Origin of the sequence: Acidovorax sp. SUPP3334 (assembly GCF_030159055.1) — a bacterium.
Taxonomy (GTDB): Bacteria; Pseudomonadota; Gammaproteobacteria; order Burkholderiales; family Burkholderiaceae_C; genus Paracidovorax.
Genome location: NZ_BQXQ01000005.1, coordinates 108,147 through 124,807 on the forward strand (window position 1 = coordinate 108,147; position 16,661 = coordinate 124,807).

General features: G+C 65.8%; 16 protein-coding genes and 1 tRNA gene. 6 read left to right on the top strand and 11 right to left on the bottom strand.

The window, feature by feature from the left end; translation table 11 throughout:
• The first annotated feature begins 18 nt into the window (after window positions 1-18).
• Window positions 19-864, top strand: a complete 846-nt coding sequence (gene hutG / locus AVHM3334_RS03975; protein ID WP_502869846.1) for an N-formylglutamate deformylase — start codon at window positions 19-21, stop codon at window positions 862-864.
• 45 nt (window positions 865-909) lie between these two features.
• On the opposite strand, the gene AVHM3334_RS03980 is transcribed toward hutG, so the two are convergent.
• Complete coding sequence (locus AVHM3334_RS03980; RefSeq protein WP_284409840.1) at window positions 910-2,856, bottom strand: phosphatase PAP2 family protein; 1,947 nt, start codon at window positions 2,854-2,856, stop codon at window positions 910-912.
• A 149-nt stretch (window positions 2,857-3,005) separates the two neighbouring features.
• Here AVHM3334_RS03980 and AVHM3334_RS03985 point away from each other — a divergent pair, with 149 nt between their 5' ends.
• The gene (locus AVHM3334_RS03985; protein ID WP_284409842.1) at window positions 3,006-3,260 is read left to right on the top strand and encodes a hypothetical protein; all 255 of its coding nucleotides are present in this window, start codon (window positions 3,006-3,008) and stop codon (window positions 3,258-3,260) included.
• Between the two features lie 48 nt (window positions 3,261-3,308).
• On the opposite strand, the gene asd is transcribed toward AVHM3334_RS03985, so the two are convergent.
• Window positions 3,309-4,163, bottom strand: a complete 855-nt coding sequence (gene asd, locus AVHM3334_RS03990; RefSeq protein WP_284409843.1) for an archaetidylserine decarboxylase — start codon at window positions 4,161-4,163, stop codon at window positions 3,309-3,311.
• A 409-nt stretch (window positions 4,164-4,572) separates the two neighbouring features.
• Between asd and infA the strand changes: the two genes are divergently transcribed.
• Both infA and AVHM3334_RS04000 read left to right on the top strand, forming a co-directional pair.
• Complete coding sequence (infA, locus tag AVHM3334_RS03995) at window positions 4,573-4,821, top strand: translation initiation factor IF-1 (RefSeq protein WP_092739728.1); 249 nt, start codon at window positions 4,573-4,575, stop codon at window positions 4,819-4,821.
• A 72-nt stretch (window positions 4,822-4,893) separates the two neighbouring features.
• Window positions 4,894-4,970, top strand: a tRNA-Pro gene (locus tag AVHM3334_RS04000).
• Window positions 4,971-5,138: 168 nt separating this feature from the next.
• Here AVHM3334_RS04000 and AVHM3334_RS04005 read toward each other — a convergent pair.
• The 3 genes from AVHM3334_RS04005 to AVHM3334_RS04015 are packed head-to-tail and all read right to left on the bottom strand — an operon-like array spanning window position 5,139 to window position 6,511.
• On the bottom strand, window positions 5,139-5,420 hold the full coding sequence (locus AVHM3334_RS04005) for a hypothetical protein (RefSeq protein WP_284409845.1): 282 nt from the start codon (window positions 5,418-5,420) through the stop codon (window positions 5,139-5,141).
• A gap of 30 nt (window positions 5,421-5,450) precedes the next feature.
• A complete protein-coding gene (locus tag AVHM3334_RS04010; protein WP_284409847.1) occupies window positions 5,451-6,068 on the bottom strand; it encodes an IS630 family transposase in 618 nt (205 codons plus the stop codon).
• A complete protein-coding gene (locus AVHM3334_RS04015) occupies window positions 6,068-6,511 on the bottom strand; it encodes a helix-turn-helix domain-containing protein (protein WP_284409849.1) in 444 nt (147 codons plus the stop codon). Before AVHM3334_RS04015 ends, AVHM3334_RS04010 begins: the two co-directional genes overlap by 1 nt.
• 375 nt (window positions 6,512-6,886) lie before the next feature.
• On the opposite strand from AVHM3334_RS04015, the gene hrpA reads away from it, so the two are divergent.
• Window positions 6,887-11,062 (top strand): ATP-dependent RNA helicase HrpA, encoded by a 4,176-nt coding sequence (gene hrpA, locus AVHM3334_RS04020; protein WP_284409851.1) that lies wholly within the window; start codon window positions 6,887-6,889, stop codon window positions 11,060-11,062.
• Between the two features lie 201 nt (window positions 11,063-11,263).
• Here the strand turns inward: hrpA and AVHM3334_RS04025 are convergent, their stop codons facing one another.
• A complete protein-coding gene (locus AVHM3334_RS04025) occupies window positions 11,264-11,746 on the bottom strand; it encodes a hypothetical protein (RefSeq protein WP_284409853.1) in 483 nt (160 codons plus the stop codon).
• 269 nt (window positions 11,747-12,015) lie between these two features.
• Window positions 12,016-12,690 (bottom strand): transcriptional repressor LexA, encoded by a 675-nt coding sequence (gene lexA, locus AVHM3334_RS04030; protein WP_284409855.1) that lies wholly within the window; start codon window positions 12,688-12,690, stop codon window positions 12,016-12,018.
• A gap of 83 nt (window positions 12,691-12,773) precedes the next feature.
• Here lexA and AVHM3334_RS04035 point away from each other — a divergent pair, with 83 nt between their 5' ends.
• On the top strand, window positions 12,774-13,751 hold the full coding sequence (locus AVHM3334_RS04035; protein ID WP_284409856.1) for an asparaginase: 978 nt from the start codon (window positions 12,774-12,776) through the stop codon (window positions 13,749-13,751).
• 85 nt (window positions 13,752-13,836) lie between these two features.
• On the opposite strand, the gene adk is transcribed toward AVHM3334_RS04035, so the two are convergent.
• From adk to lpxK, 4 genes are all read right to left on the bottom strand, one after another.
• Window positions 13,837-14,493 carry an adenylate kinase gene (gene adk / locus AVHM3334_RS04040; protein ID WP_284409857.1) on the bottom strand — a complete coding sequence of 219 codons (657 nt, stop codon included), beginning with the start codon at window positions 14,491-14,493 and terminating at the stop codon, window positions 13,837-13,839.
• Between the two features lie 140 nt (window positions 14,494-14,633).
• Complete coding sequence (kdsB, locus tag AVHM3334_RS04045; RefSeq protein WP_284409859.1) at window positions 14,634-15,431, bottom strand: 3-deoxy-manno-octulosonate cytidylyltransferase; 798 nt, start codon at window positions 15,429-15,431, stop codon at window positions 14,634-14,636.
• Complete coding sequence (locus tag AVHM3334_RS04050) at window positions 15,428-15,610, bottom strand: Trm112 family protein (RefSeq protein WP_284409860.1); 183 nt, start codon at window positions 15,608-15,610, stop codon at window positions 15,428-15,430. The genes kdsB and AVHM3334_RS04050 overlap by 4 nt, the downstream gene beginning before the upstream one ends.
• A gap of 19 nt (window positions 15,611-15,629) precedes the next feature.
• Window positions 15,630-16,655 carry a tetraacyldisaccharide 4'-kinase gene (gene lpxK / locus AVHM3334_RS04055; RefSeq protein WP_284409862.1) on the bottom strand — a complete coding sequence of 342 codons (1,026 nt, stop codon included), beginning with the start codon at window positions 16,653-16,655 and terminating at the stop codon, window positions 15,630-15,632.
• Window positions 16,656-16,661: the final 6 nt, after the last annotated feature.

Genomic DNA, 16,661 nt, shown 5'->3' on the forward strand with positions numbered 1-16,661 from the left:
ATTTTTTCTTCGCACCGCATGACCACCCCGCACGCCATGACAGACACGCTTTCTTCGACACCGCCGTTCACCTTTCACCAGGGCACGGCGCCGCTGCTCATCTCCATGCCCCACGTGGGCACGCACGTGCCGCCGGACCTCGCGGCGCGCTTCACCGACGAAGCCCGCCATGTGCCCGATACCGACTGGCACCTGGAGCAGCTGTACGCCTTCGCCCGAGACATGGGCGCGTCGATCCTCGCGGCCACGCATTCGCGCTACGTGATCGACCTGAACCGCCCACCGGATGGCGCCAGCCTATACCCTGGCCAGAGCGTGACGGGCCTGTGCCCGGTCGATACCTTCGACGACACGCCCATCTACGCCCGGGCCGGCGATGCGCCGGGCGCAGCGGAGATCGCCGCGCGCCGTGAGGCCGTCTGGGCGCCGTACCACGCCCAGCTGGCCGCCGAACTGGAGCGCCTTCGCGCCGCGCACGGCGTTGCCATGCTGTGGGATGCGCATTCCATCCGCTCGGTGCTGCCGAGGTTCTTCGACGGCAAGCTGCCGGACCTGAACCTGGGCACCGCCAACGGCGCCAGTTGCGATACCGCGCTGGCCGGCAAGCTGCTGACCATCGGCGAAGCCGACCCGGCCCACACCGCCGTGCTCAATGGCCGCTTCAAGGGCGGCCACATCACGCGGCACTACGGCGATCCGGCGCGCAACGTGCATGCGGTGCAGCTGGAGATGACGCAGTGCAGCTACATGCAGGAAGCCCTGCCGTTCGACTACCTGCCCGAAGTGGCGGCGGGCGTGCAGCCCGTGCTGCGCCGCATGCTGGAAGCGGTGCTGGACTTCGCCCACGCACACGCCCGGCCATAGCGGGGACGGCGCAGGCGCCCCTGCTGCGCGTGGGCGAACAGCCGCTCAGACTGCGGCGTCGATCCGGAGCTGCACGGAGCTGTCCTGGTAGATCGGCGTCACCTTGAAGCCGTTGACCGTGATGCTGCTGAACGTGCCGCGCACCGGAGCGCCGCGCACCAGGGTGATCGTGGAGCCGATCGCCGGCGTGAAGCCCGTACGGAAGGCGATGCGCAGCGAGCCTGCCAGCGTGACCGGGCCGCCGGCCTGCAACTGCCCGGCGCCGCTGGTTCCCAGGCGCAGTGCCAGCACGCTGGAGCTTCCCAGCGTGAAGGCCCCGCCGATGGCGAGTTCCGCCGGGGCATTGCTGATCAGCGTGCCGCCGCTCAGGTACACATCTCCCTGGCCCAGCGCCGCAGCGCTGTCGGCCTGCACCGCGCCAGCGACCACTTCCGTGCCGCCCGTGTAGCGGTTCGCGCCGCCCAGCGCCAGCGTGCCGCTGCCGCGCTTGGTGAGCTTGCCGGCCCCGGCGATGGGGTTGCGCCAGGTGTCCATGGCGCTGAAGCCGCCTTGGGCCGCATCCATGGTCACCGACACATCGCCATTGAACTGGCCGTAGCCGTCGCCCGCCGCGAACAGGTTCAGCCGGCCCCAGCCCTCGGCATCGTCGAGCACCGGGTAGCCGGAAGCGATGGCGGTGGTCTTGAGCACCACGCGGCGCTGAGCGGCATCCAGGTAAGGAAAGCGCGTTTCCAGCAATACCTCGGCGCCCTTCGGCACCACGGCGGGGCGGGTCGTGTCGCCGATGGGCGTGAAGCCGAACGTCATGCGGCGCAGGTACTCGGCCTGGTTGGCGGCGTGGTCGGCGAAGCGGTCGGTCCCGACAGCCTGGGAATGCGCGATCCGCACGAATTCTTCCGGGGTCTTGGCGCCCACGGCGGCCATCAGCGTGCTGCGCGCCTGCGCCACGGCAGCGGCCTTGCGCGGGGCGTTGGCACCGGTCGCGATGCTCGCCGCCGCCACGGCCTGGCCGTGCACCCGGCCGCTGATCACGTCCAGCGGCGAGTGCATGCCCGCCAGGATGCGGCTTTCGCCCAACTCCAGCCCGCGTGCCAGCATCTCCTGGAAGCGTTCGGGCACCACGTAGGCCATGGCGATGGCATCGCGAACGCCCTCGGCCGTGTGGCCGCTGGTGAAGCCGCCGTCGGTGGCGGGGGCGGTGCTCCTGGCCGGCACCAGGGCGGGCACGATCTGCACGCTGGCGCTCCAGCGCCAGGGGCGGGCGTACTTGTAGAACCGCTTGGCCGGCTCGGTCGAGCCGTTGTCGCCGATGCCGCCGATGAAATCCACCACCGTGCCGAAGCTGGGGTTGGCACTGCCGCCCACGCCCGCGTTGTTGCCCGTGTCGTTGTAGAGCACGGTGGTCGCATCCGCCGGAATGCCGGCAATGCTGGTCTTTTGCTGCGCCGCCGTGCGCCAGGCGTCGGCCAGCGGGCCCAGGCCATCGGTCACGCTGTAGGCCTTGCCGCGCCGGTCGTCCTGGTAGGCCAGCAGTTCCTGCGCGGCGGTGCGGCGGGTTGTCGCGTCCACCACGTACTGGATGTTGCGGGTGTGCACCGCAGTGTTCAGCACCGTGCCATCGGTCGCGTCACCGGGAATGCCGGTCCAGGCCGAGGGCTTGATCGCCGGGAAAGCGCCATTGGCATCGGCCGTCACGCCGGCGTCCACCACCAGCGTGCTGGGCTTCCAGATGTCCAGGAACCCCGAGAGCACCCGCACGCCGGCGTTGGTGGCCAGCGTGGCGTATCGCGCATCGCCGCGCTGGTTGGTGAACGCGAAATCGACGAACGGCGGCGTCGTGATTTCATTCGGGACCGGTGCGGACTCGGCAAAGCCCAGGCCACGGGGCGCCTCGGGCGCTGGTGCGTCGGAGCCGCCACCACCGCAGGCAGAGAGCGTGAATGCGGCGGCAAGCGCCAGGATCAGGGTGCGTCGGGGCAAAGGCAGCGTCATGGATGGCAGGCAGGTTGGGGATGCGGAGCGGAGGCACGCAGGCCTTGCCGGCCTGCTGCGGCTGCACTCTAGGGACGCGCCGTGACAGCGCCGTGACGCCGCAGCGCAATCATTTCCCCGCAAACGGCCGGCGCGGAGTAGCATGCGGCATGGAAATCGCCCCCACCCTCGCGCCTGCGGTCGCGCAAAAGCCCGCAGCCCTGCCTGGATGGGAAGAAGTCTTTCACATGCCGCTGTTTCGGCCCGGCACGTCCGTCCGGCTGGGTGACCAGTGGGAAACCGTCAGCCATGTGGCCCTGCGGCGCCAGGAACTGGCGATCTATCTGGTCGGCCACGAAGCATCCGTCTCTCCGAATCGCCTCTTCTTGCAGCCCTCGGCCTTCACGACCTTGCGCCAGCGCTGAGCGGCATTCTTCGGCATTGCGCGCCCTGTCTGCGCAGGGCGCTTTGCCTCAAACGGCGGCGGGCCGCTCTGCCATGGCTTCCCCCAGCCGCACAGGCCGGGCAGGGGCCCAGTGCTCCGAAAACTGAACTGCATCGCGCTGGAACAGAAGCACCACCGTCGAGCCCAGCAGGAAACGGCCCATCTCTTCACCCTGGCGCAAAGTGATCTTTCGGTCGGCGTAGTCCCACTGCCGCAATTCACCGCTGCGCGGGGGATTCACCTGGCCATGCCATACCGTGGCCATGCTGCCCACGATGGTCGCACCCACCAGCACCAGCGCCATCTGTCCCAAAGGCGTGTCGAACACGCAGACCACCCGCTCGTTGCGTGCGAAAAGCCCCGGCACGCCCCGCGCCGTGACCGGATTCACCGAAAACAGGTCGCCCGGGACATGCACCATTCGCAGCAGCGTGCCATCGCAGGGCATGTGAATGCGGTGGTAATCCCGTGGGCTCAGATAGATGGTGGCGAAACTGCCGTGATCGAACTGCTCCGCCAGCGCGGCATCGCCACCGACCAGCGCCGTGGTCGAGTAGCGGTGGCCCTTGGCCTGAAAGATCTGGTCCTTTTCGATAGGGCCGAACTGGCTGATCGCTCCGTCCACCGGACACACGGCCGCCGCATTCGCCAGTGGCCGCGCCCCGGCGCGAAGTGCGCGCGTGAAGAAATCATTGAAGGTCGCGTAGGCCGTAGCGCGGGGCTCGGCGGCCTCGCTCATGTCCACCTTGTAGCGGGCGATGAACCGTTCGATGGCCGCCGTCGTGCGGGGACCGCCCTGGGCCCTTGCAAGGCGGCCCGCCAACGCCGTCAGCGCCTTTTTGGGAAGAAGATATTGGGGCAGTACGGCAAGGCGGTCTGACAAGGTGGACGTCCTGAGCGGTTGGGGTGCGAGGCATTCTAACGACCGCATTCGCGGGACGAGACCCTGCATTTCCCTAGTGCCGCCGGATCTATATTCGGCGTCATATTGAAAGAGCCGCCTGCCTTTGGCAGGGGCGCCGCTCTGAATCGCACGGGCTGATCGGCGTGCGGAAGTCTCACTATCCCACACGATTGCCTACTACGTTACAATGGTGCGTTTTTGCGCAGCGCCTCGCTGTGTATGAAAGCCGCCCCGCCGGCCTTTCTGACCGATGCGCCCTGGGGCGCAGTGAATTCCCCCGCTTGCTGTGCATCGAGCCTGAATCTCTTGCGAGGTGGGCCGACGTTCTGGTTGCAGTTTCGCGCAGGCCCGACTCCTCCTATTACTGTTTGAAGATTGACTTGAAATCATGGCCAAAGAAGAACTGATTGAAATGCAGGGCTCCGTGACGGAAGTCCTCCCCGACTCGCGGTTTCGCGTCACGCTGGATAACGGCCATCAATTGATTGCCTACACCGGCGGCAAGATGCGCAAGCATCACATCCGCATTCTGGCGGGCGACAAGGTGTCCCTGGAGATGTCTCCCTACGACCTGTCCAAGGGCCGCATCACCTTCCGCCACCTCCCAGGTCGTGGCCCGGGCCCATCGTCGCGTTGAGTTGAGAAAAAACCAGAAATTTCCTCGAATCTTCCAAATATGGTGCTGATGCGAGGTTAGAATTCTGGTTGTCGGAGCGTAGCGCAGCCTGGTAGCGCATCTGCTTTGGGAGCAGAGGGTCGCGAGTTCGAATCCCGCCGCTCCGACCATTGATTCAAGGGGTTAGGTCGTTTGACCTGACCCCTTTTGTCTTTCTGGCTTGGAATATGAAGCCCTTGCTGGCAAGTTCCTCCGATGAATTATCTCCACGCTCGCGCTCGCAGTGGCGCCCTCAGGCCATGCGCCTTCCATCGGGGCTCACCTCGAATCCCGGAAAATCACCCTCTGGTGCGAAGCAGCCTCAAAATCCACTCCCTTTCATAAGTGATGGCAGACAGGTCTTCGTCTGAAAGATCGCGCGGCATGGCCAGCACGTTCGCTTCAGGAATGGCGTGTTCAAACACCATGAGCAAAGCGGTCGGTTCCGGGTGCAATATCACCAGCGCCTGCGCCAGCATATTGAGCGCCTGCACTTGGGCCGTCACACTGGCAAGCGTACTTTTGAGGGTATTGATTTCCTGGCGCAGCAGTTGTGTCTCTGCTTGTGAATCGTTTTCCATAGTGCCTCCTCCTCATGCCATGCTAGTACATCAACACGTAAGTTTTGGAACGTAATGGTTGCCGAGTTTTTGATCGGCATCCTGTCGGGTGAACTTCCAGTCGATGGTGCGCTGTAGCGCATTCCTTGCGTGCTGCCAGGCATCCACCTCGACTTGCAGCGCGCCAGGATTGGGAACGCGGCGATCAAGGCACTGACGAATGAGGATGCCGATCTCGATCTCGGCCATGTTGAGCCAACTCGCGTGCTTTGGCGTGTAGTGGAACTGCACTCGGCGCAGCAGTTTGGCTGCCGCGCTTTGACCCAGCACGTCATCGAGGGACTTCCTGAAGTGAATGTTCAAGTTGTCCAGCACCAGATGGACACGCCGTGCCTTGGCATACCTGCTGGCCAGCAGCTCGTCGATGAAGGTGACGAAGTCAAACTTACCCCGGCGCTCAGTGACGGACACGACTCGCTGGCCCGCCTTGGGTTCGACAGCCACGAACAAGTTCGTCGTGCCGTTGCGGACATATTCATAGTCCTGCTTGCCCGCGACCCCAGGCTTCATCGGAAGTGGCGCCCGGCTGTGGCCGATCAGTTGCAAGCTCTTCTCGTCTATGCAGATCACCGGCTCGTCGCGTCGCAAGGGAGTGCCGATGCACCACATCAGCCGCCGCCAGGGCTTGAGATCGTTTTTTTAAGCATGCGGCGAACGGTCTCGCGGCTCACATTGGACAGACCTGGCTCCAAGCGCGCAGCGCGTTCAAGCTCCACGATCGTCCACCGCTGCTTGCCTGCAGGTGGACTGGAGCAGGCCAGTGCCATCACTCGCGCCTGGGCATCCGTGTCGTACTGCGCCGGCCTGCCGGAGCGCGCGACATCGAAAACAGCGAGTTCCACGCCGCCTTGCAGATACGCCGATCGCGTTCGCCACAGCGATGTACGCCCGATTCCCAGAACTGCCAGGATCTGAGCCTCTGGAATCCCGCGATCCAGGCACGACAGGACGTGTGCTCGATTGACTTCTCGGGAGTGTCTCAGTCCCTTGCTGCGTATCTCCTCAACAACCGCCCGGTCTCCCTCGCTCAAGTGCAGTTCCGTCTGACGCATGAGAACATCTCCATCTATTGAGTGACGATAGATGGAGTGTATTAACGTTTCGTTAATTACGTGTCAATGTACTAGGGAGGCCAGGGCTTTCGTGCGGCGCGCCCTCGACCAAACGGGTGGGGCAGCGCAGCAGCCTTGGCTGAACGGCGTGTGAGCGACACGGTTCAGCCGGGGCGAGGAACCGTGTTCAGCGGAGGGTGTTGAACGAGTGATGCATGAAAAAGAAGCTCCGTGAAAGAGGCGTCGCAAGGGTGCTCGTTGCGGCGCGGGTGAAGCGAAGGCGCGATTATCAAATCGGCTCGGCGTGCGTGGCAAGGCGGCGGCGCATCCCTTGTTGTGCACCGCCAACGGAGGGCTTGGATAATGCAGCCCTTCATGACCGAATCCGCGCCTTCTTCCTTCCCTTCCGGCAGCGCCGCTGGGGCTGTCTCTGCCTCTGCCAGGCCCGAGCATCGGGCCGCGCCGCTGCAAATCACCTTTCCGCCGTCCTTGCCCGTCTCGGCGCGGCGCGACGAGATCATGGCGGCGATGCGGGAGCACCAGGTCATCATCGTGTGCGGCGAGACGGGCTCGGGCAAAACCACGCAGCTGCCCAAGATCGCACTGGCGCTCGGCCGCGGCAAGTGCAATGCGGCGCCCGGGCAGAAGGGCCAGCTCATCGGCCACACGCAGCCGCGCCGCATCGCCGCCAGCAGCGTGGCCAAGCGCATTGCCGACGAACTGCAGACGCCGCTGGGCGACGTAGTGGGCTACAAGGTGCGCTTTCAAGACCGACTGTCGCGCGACGCATCGGTCAAGCTCATGACCGATGGCATCTTGCTGGCCGAGACGCAGACCGACCCGCTGCTCAAAGCCTACGACACGATCATCATCGACGAGGCGCACGAGCGCAGCCTCAATATCGACTTCCTCCTGGGCTACCTGCGCCAGATCCTGCCGCGCAGGCCGGACCTGAAGATCGTGGTCACCTCGGCCACCATCGATGCCGACCGTTTCGCCAAGCACTTCGCGTTGCCGCGTCCTTCGCAGGGCCGAGGCAAGCCCGGCGAAGCCCCCGCCGGCGGCGAACTGGTGCCGGCGCCGATCATCTACGTGTCCGGCCGCACCTTCCCGGTGGAGCAGCGCTGGCGCCCCTTCGAGGATTCACGCGACTACGGCCTGAACGAAGCCATCGCCGATGGCGTGGACGAGTTGTGGGCGGGCAACGCTGGCGGAGACATCCTGGTCTTCCTGCCAGGCGAGCGCGAGATCCGCGAAGCCGCCGACCACTTGCGCAAGCACCTCGCGAACCAGCCGGTGATGCGCAACGCCGAGGTGCTGCCCCTGTTCGCGCGGCTGTCGCAGGCCGAGCAGGACCGCATCTTCGACGGCCACACCGGCCGTCGCATCGTGCTTGCGACCAACGTGGCGGAGACCTCGCTCACCGTGCCCGGTGTCCGTTACGTTATCGACGCAGGCACGGCAAGGGTCAAGCGCTACAGTTTTCGTAGCAAGGTGGAGCAGCTGATGGTCGAGCCCGTCAGCCAGGCCGCTGCCAACCAGCGCGCGGGCCGCTGCGGCCGCGTGGCCAACGGCATCTGCATCCGCCTTTACGACGAAGCGGATTTCAACGGCCGGCCGCGCTTCACCGACCCTGAAATCCTGCGCTCGTCGCTGGCGGGCGTCATCCTGCGCATGAAGTCGCTCAACCTGGGCGATGTGGCGCAGTTCCCGTTCATCGAGGCGCCTTCGGGCCGCGCGATTGCCGACGGCTACCAGTTGCTGGGCGAACTGGGCGCCGTGGACGAGTCCAACGAACTCACGCCCATGGGCCAGGAGCTGTCGCGCCTGCCGCTCGACCCGCGCGTGGGCCGCATGATCCTGGAGGCGCGCGAACGCCAGGCGCTGGACGAGGTGCTCATCATCGCCAGCGCATTGAGCGTGCAGGACGTGCGCGACCGCCCGATGGAGGCGCAGCAGCAGGCCGACCAGGCCCATGCCAAGTTCGACGACGAGAAGAGCGAATTCAGCGGCTACCTCAAGCTCTGGAAATGGATCAACGAAGCCCGTGGCGGTGCACCGACCCTGCCATCGGCCCGCATGCAAAAGCAGGCGGCCCGAAAGGGTGCGCCGTCGCAGGCTGTGCTGCCCGTGTCGCAGCGCATGGCCGCTGCCGCCGTGGCACCACCGCCGGCCGCCGAGGCCGCCGTGGCGGCGCCGACCCACAAGCTGAGCAACCGCCAATACGAAGCACTGCTGCGCCAGAACTTCATCAGCGTGCGCCGGCTGCGCGAGTGGCGCGACATCCACACGCAACTGCTCACCGTGGTCACCGAGCACCGCTGGGGCATCAACGACCGTCCCGCGAGCTACGAGCAGATCCACCTGTCCATGCTGGCCGGCCTGCTGGGCAACATCGGCGTCAAAAGCGACGAGGAAGACTGGTACCTGGGCGCGCGCGGCATCAAGTTCTACAAGCACCCGGGCGCGCACCTGTCCAAGAAGCCGGGGCGCTGGATCGTCGCGGCCGAACTGGTGGAAACCACGCGCCTGTTCGGTCGGGGCATCGCGGCGATCGAACCGCAGTGGATCGAGCAGTTGGGCGGGCACCTGCTCAAGAAGCAATTGCTCGATCCGCACTGGGAAAAGAAGGCCGCCGAGGTCAACGCGCTCGAGCGCGCCACGCTCTACGGCATCGTCATCTACAACAACCGGCGTGTGAACTTCGGCAAGGTGGACCCGTATGCCGCGCGCGATATCTTCATCCGCGAAGCGTTGATCGGCGGGCAGTGGGACACGAAGTTGCCGTTTCTGGCGGCCAACCACAAGCTCATCGCCAAGGTCGAAGAACTCGAACACAAGTCGCGCCGCCAGGACGTGCTGGTGGACGACGAACTGATCTACGCCTTCTACGACCAGCAACTGCCGCCCGACGTGTGCAGCGGCTACAGCTTCGAAGCCTGGTACCGCGAGGCGAGCGCCTCCAACCCCGATCTGCTCAAGCTGACGCGCGAAGAACTCATGCGCCACGAGGCGGCCGGCATCACCGGCAATGCCTTTCCCCGCACGGTGCGGCTGGGGGGCGTGGACTGCGCCGCGACTTACCTGCACGAGCCGGGCGACCCGCGCGATGGCATCACCGTGACGGTGCCGCTCTTCGTGCTCAACCAGGTCAGCGACGAACGCTGCGAATGGCTGGTGCCCGGCATGCTGCAGGCCAAGATCCAGGCGCTGCTCAAAAGCCTGCCGCAGCGCCCCCGCAGCCGGTTCGTTCCGCTGCCCGACAGCGCGGCGCGGCTGGCCGAGCTGCTCGGCACGCCGGAACGCTTCGGCCACGGCAGTTTGGTCGACGTGCTGCTCAAGCAGGTGCGCGACGAGACATCGCTCGACGTCAAGCGGGCCGATTTCAAGCTGGACATGCTCAGTCCGCACCTGTTCATGAACTTCCGTGTGGTGGACGAGCACGGGCGCCAGCTGGGCCATGGGCGCAACCTGGGAGCGCTCAAGGCCGAATGGGGCGCCAAGGCACGCGGCGCCTTCCAGGCGCTGGCCGGGCTCAAGCTCGGCAGCGATGCCAAAGGATTGGAGGAAAAAGAGCCTCCAGCGCATATACAACTAGGGCAGGTTGCTATCAAAAAAGAAGCAACGCCTTCCACGCGGCGCGGTGCGGCGTCCGGGCAAACGGCGGCTCCTGCCTTGGCCTCGGCCGCGCAGGCTCCAGCGGGCCAACGCTACACGGCCTGGACCTTCGGCGAGTTGCCTGAGCTGATGGAAATCCGCAAGGGCGGCCAGACGCTGATCGGTTTTCCGGCGCTCATCGATGGGGGCGACGCCGTCACCATCGAAGTGTTCGATGAACCCGACCTGGCGGCGGCCAAGCACCGCGCCGGTTTGCGCCGCCTGTTCGCGCTTCAGATCAAGGACGCGCTCAAGTACCTGGAAAAGAACATTCCCGACCTGCAGAAGATGGCGGTGGCGTACATGCCGCTGGGCACCCAGGAAGAGCTGCGCGCCCAGATCATCGACGTGGCCCTGGACCGCGCTTTCCTGCTCGATCCGCTGCCCACCGATGAAGCGGCTTTCAAGCGCCGGGTGGAAGAAGGCCGTGGCCGGCTCACGCTGATCGCGAACGAAGTCGCACGGCTGGCCGGCACCATCCTGCTGGAATACGCCGCAGCGGCCCGCAAGATCAAGGACACCAAGAACGCAGCCGATGCCGTACAGGACGCGCAGCAGCAACTGCAGCGCCTCATGCCCAAGCAATTCCTGGCAGCCGCGCCCTGGGCGCAATTGGCGCACTTCGGCCGCTACCTCAAGGCCATCACGCTGCGGCTGGACAAGTACCGTGCCGATCCGGCCCGAGACGCCGCCAAGCTGGCCGAACTGCGCCCGCAAGAACAGCGCTATTGGCGCCTGGTGGCCGAGCGCAAAGGGGCTGTGGACGCGCGCATGCAGGAACTGCGCTGGTTGTTGGAAGAGCTGCGAGTCAGCTTCTTCGCTCAGGAACTGCGGACCCCGCAACCGGTGAGCGTGAAACGGCTCGACAAGCTGTGGGCGCAGTTGACCAGCTGAGGTGACCGGCCGCGAACCCTCGGCCTACTACGACCGCAGCCGAGGGCATGGAGCGCAAGCTCAGTGCATGGGATGGTGATGGGGATGGTGCGCTCCGCACGACCTTTTATGCGGCCAATGGCCTGTTTTTGCCAGAGCCTCGACCTAAAACCGTGTGAAAGCGATGTGAAAACGTCGTCAACGCCGATGTTGAAGCCGGTGTCAATGCGGCGACTGCATGGCCGCCTCGGCGCGCACCAGTCGGTCCAGCTCGGCGCAAACGTCGGCCATGCGGCCGGAGATCAGTACCCGCGCTGCAGCGCCCGGCCCACGGCGGTCCAGCACCCGCAAGGGACGCCGGGATGCAGCGTTGCGTGGGCGGCTGCCACCCGGGAAAGCCGCGCCGTCGTTGGCACTGGTGGTTGACCAAATATCGATGGGGGCCGGATGGGCCAGTTCGGGGCGATCCTGCCGGGGCCGGACGACCGCGAAGCGCCTGGGGATGGCGAGCAGGGCCGCTGGTGTCTGGCGATCGAGTGCACCATCCCATAGCGAGCGCTGCGGGGGCTCCGCCATTGGAGAGGGCGGCAGGGCAGGCGCGATGGCGATGTCCGGGCCTTTGCAGGCATCGAGTTGCGCCACAGCGCTCTGTGCGCGGAACGACGCCTTGGTGGTGGCTGGGGCGGTATTTCTGGCGTCTGACACGTCTGCAAGGTGGCCCGAAGGGTTTGCACGCTCTTGCTGAACGGGTCGGCAAGCGGGCGCACGCAGCCACCGCGCGAGCGCATTCAGTGGTTGTGAAAAAGAAGAGAAGGTAAGCAGGGCAAATCCCATGTGAAAACTCCAGCGAGGTGCGAGGGGGTTGAACACAGGCAGGATTGCCGAGGAAAAACACACTGCCGCAGGGTTGGCTGGCCATGGCCCCATGGCCCATGACCGCCAGACGCCCGCCACCTGCGGCGGTGTGCTGAGGGCTACATCAGCATGGTGTTGCGGATGAGGCCGACTGCGAGGCCTTCGATCTCGAAGGGCTCGCCAGGATTGACGGTGATCACGGGGTAGTCCGGGTTTTCGGGCAGCAGCTCGATGGCCGTGGCCGTGCGGCGCAGGCGTTTGACGGTGACGTCATCGCCCAGGCGGGCCACGATGATCTGGCCGTTGCGCGCTTCGCGGGTGGATTGCACCGCGAGCAGGTCGCCGTCCATGATGCCCGCGTCGCGCATGGACATGCCACGCACCTTGAGCAGGTAATCGGGCTTGTGCTGAAACAGGTTGCCTTCCAGGCTGTAGGTCTGGTCGACATGTTCCTGCGCGAGAATGGGCGACCCTGCGGCCACGCGGCCCACCAAGGGCAGAACGAGCTGCGACAAGCCGGGAATGTGCAGATGGAACTGCGTGCCCCGCGCGGCGTTGATGGATCGCACGGCATCGCCCCGAAGGCGAATGCCCCGCGACGTGCCGCTGACCAGTTCGATCACGCCTTTGCGGGCCAGGGCTTGAAGGTGTTCCTCGGCGGCGTTGGCGGATTTGAAGCCGAATTCGGCGGCAATCTCTGCACGCGTGGGCGGCGCGCCAGTGCGGGAAATAGCGGTCTGGATCAGATCGAGGATCTGCTGCTGGCGGGCGGTGAGCTTGGGACTGTCGAACATGTGTGACTCCGGTGCTGAACGGAAAGGCAGAGAAAGCCTGTTTTTTAATCCAGTCACTGTATTTTTAACCAGTTTTTTGGAGCATGCAAGTGGGCACAGGAAAAATCGTGGTGCTCGGCACCGGCGGAACGATTGCCGGTACGGCGGCTGAAGCGGGAGACAACATCGGCTACAAGGCCGGACAGGTGGGCATTTCTGAGTTGCTGGATGCCATTCCCGGGCTGGCGCAAGCCGCTGGCGGGCGCATCGAAGCCGAGCAGATCGCGCAGATCGACAGCAAGGACATGGATTTCGCCGTGTGGCGGCAGTTGGGGCTGCGGTGCGCGCAACTTCTGGCGGATGCTGACGTGCGGGGCATCGTCGTCACCCATGGCACCGATACGCTCGAAGAAACCGCCTGGTTCCTGCACTCGGTGCTGTCTGCGGACCGCCCCGTGGTGCTTGCCAGCGCCATGCGGCCTGCCTCGGCCATGTCGCCGGATGGCCCGCAGAACCTGCTCGACGCGGTGACCGTGGCCGCGACGGCCGGTGCCCGCGGTGTTCTGGCGGTTGCGGCTGGCACGATCCACGGCGCGCGCCATGTGCAGAAGGTGCATCCCTACCAGCTGGATGCGTTCAGTTCGGGAGAAGCCGGCCCCGTGGGCTGGGTGGAGGAAGGCGCCGTGCGGTTGACCAGCGGCTGGCCCGAGCCTCTGGGCTCTCCGGCCTCATTGCAAGCCCGGCTGAAATCGGTGGCGGATACCTTACTCTGGCCAAGGGTGGAAATTCTCATGAACCATGCGGGTGCGGACGGCCGCATCGTCGATCTGCTGGTGCGCGATGGCGCAGACGGCATCGTGGTGGCCGCCACCGGCAACGGGACGGTCCATCAATCCTTGGGGGACGCGCTGCAGCGCGCCCACGCGAGCGGCGTGGATGTGCGCATTTCCACCCGCTGCCACAAGGGGCAGGTCTTGCCCAAGCCCGGGGATGTGCTGCCCCATTCGCAGGGCCTCAGCCCGGTGAAGGCCCGCATCAGCCTGCTGCTCGAATTGCTGGCCCGTCCCCGCCACGGAGGCTGACAGAGGCTGAAACGACAACGCCCCGCGAACAGGCGGGGCGTCGTTGAGCGGTTTTGGCGCACGCAGCGCCGGATCGATGCCGGAATCAGCTGGCGAGCGCTGCCAGCGCGCGCTGGGTGATCTCTTCCACGCTGCCCGTGCCGCTGATGGCCCGGTACTTCGGTGCGCCGGCCGGGTCGGTCTTGGCCCAGCTGGAGTAATAGTCCACCAGGGGGCGAGTTTGAGCGCTGTAGACGTCGAGGCGCTTTTTGACGGTGGCTTCCTTGTCGTCCTCGCGCTGGATCAAGTCTTCACCGGTCACGTCGTCCTTGCCGTCCACCTTGGGCGGGTTGAATTTGACGTGGTACGTGCGGCCGCTGGCGGGGTGCGAGCGGCGTCCGCTCATGCGTTCGATGATGGCATCGAAGGGCACGTCGATCTCGAGCACGTAGTCGAGTTTTACGCCCGCGGCCTTCATGGCATCGGCCTGCGGGATCGTGCGTGGAAAACCGTCGAACAGAAAACCGTGTGCGCAATCGGGCTCGGCGATGCGTTCTTTCACGAGATTGATGATGAGGTCGTCGCTCACCAGCGCGCCTGCATCCATGACCGCCTTGGCCTGCTGCCCCAGCGGAGTGCCGGCCTTGACGGCAGCGCGCAGCATGTCACCGGTGGAGATTTGCGGAATACCGTATTTTTGGCAGATGAATGCGGCCTGCGTGCCCTTTCCGGCGCCGGGTGCGCCCAAAAGAATCAGTCTCATGGATGTCCTCTAAGTGTTGAATTCGGCTGGCGCCATTGGCCACGGGCTTGCCTCCCGCCCGGGATGCGGCACTCTGATCGCGGGCAAGGATAGCACGCGTGTCCGCGCGCTTTCCTGACACCGGCGGGACTCGAAAATCCCTACCGGAGCAGGGCCCGGACGCGCTCCAGATCCTGCGGCGTGTCCACGCCCGGGCCCGGGGCCGCGGCCGTGATGTGCACCGCGATGCGATGGCCATGCCACAGGGCGCGAAGTTGCTCCAGGGCCTCGACGGCCTCGGTGGGCGCCGGCGGCAACGATGGGAACTGGCGCAGGAACGAAGCCCGGTAGCTGTAGAGGCCGATGTGGCGCAGCGGCGCATAGCCTGCCGGAACGCCAGGGGCTTGCCCGTCGGGTCCGGCCGTCCACCAGGCCAGGCCGGCGTGGTCGCGTGCGTGGGGAATGGGCGCACGGCTGAAATAGTGCGCCAGCCCGCGCGCGTCGAGCACGACCTTCACCACGTTGGGGTTGGCGTAGTCGGCCAGCGTGCCGATGGCGTGCGCGGCGGTTCCCATGCTGGCTTCGGGACGGGCCGGTAGAAGTGCCGCGACGGCATCGATGAGCGCGGGATCGATCAGTGGCTCATCGCCCTGCACATTCACCACGACATCGTCGCCTTCGAGGCCGAGCTGCTCGCACGCTTCCGCCAGGCGATCGCTACCGCTGGGATGGTCGGCGCGCGTCAGGATCGCCTGTACGCCATGGGCGCGGCAGGCGTCGAGAATGCGGGCATCGTCTGCCGCCACCACCACGCGCCCGGCGTGGCTTTGCGCTGCGCGCCTGGCGACGCGCACCACCATGGGCAGCCCGGCAATGTCGGCCAGCGGCTTGTCGGGCAACCGCGTCGAAGCCAGCCGCGCCGGGATCAAGACCGTGAATGCAGAAGCTGGCTCAGTCACGCCTCCAGTTCCTCGTCCGTCAGGGTGCGTGCCTCGTTTTCCAGCAGGACGGGAATGCCGTCGCGCACCGGGTAGGCCAGCCGTGCACTGCGCGACACCAGCTCTTGCCGTTCGCGGTCGAAAGAGAGCGAGCCTTTGGTGACGGGGCAGACCAGCAGTTCAAGCAGTTTGGGATCCATGGCGGTATTGGCTTTGGTGTCAGTCGGAGGGCGATGATAGCGAGCGGCGCCCCGCAGCTTGCAGCGCACCGTCCAGCCGCGTGAAAAAAGCGCTGTCGATGTCCACCCGCAGGGGCACTGCCAGCGCGTCGGGATGCCTTTGCCAGAGCTTGGCGGCATCTTTTTCGGTGCAAATCAGGGGTGTGCCGTGGATTTCATTGCGCTGCCAGCTATCAAAATCATAGTGATCGGGCAGCGCAGTGGCGGAGTGCAGGGTGAGCCCTTGCGCCTGCAGCATGGCGAAAAATTCCTGGGGCCGGGCGATGGCTGCCACCGCGTGCAGGGGCTGATCGCGCAACCGGGCCAGCGGCACGGTACTGCCATCGGCCCTGACCGCATCGGTGCCGAGCGAGCGTCGCAAGGCAAACGACGGCGCGCAGCCCGAAGGCCGGGCACCGGCATACAGAATGCAGTCGACCGGGCGGGGCCAGGGCTCGCGCAACGGGCCGGCGGGCAGCAAAAAGCCATTGCCGACCCCGTCGTCGTTGAACACGCACACCTCCACATCGCGGGCCAGTGCGAGGTGCTGCAAGCCGTCGTCGCACACGATCACGTCCACCCCAGGGTGCTGGGCCAGGAGCGCCCGGGCCGCATCTGCGCGCTGGCGTGCCACGAACACGGGAACCCCGGTGCTGCGTGCGATCAGCAACGGTTCATCGCCCACTTCGAAAGCGCTGCTATCGGTTTGCACCTCACGGCAGTCGTCGGTAGAACGCCCATAACCGCGGGACACCACACCGGGGTGCCAGCCTTGCACCGCCAGGTGCCGCACGATCGCCTGCGTCACCGGCGTCTTGCCAGCGCCGCCGGCGATCACGTTGCCCACCACGATCACCGGCACCTGCATGCGTTCAGAGCGCAGAACGCCGGCTCGGTAGAGCGTGTGCCGCAGCGCGACCAGTGCTCGGTACAGACAGGACAGCGGCCAGAGCATCCATGCCAGCAATCCACGCCGTTTCCAGGCGCTCTGCAGCCGGGATGAAGGGGACGCCGCAGCGGACGGCATTGCAGG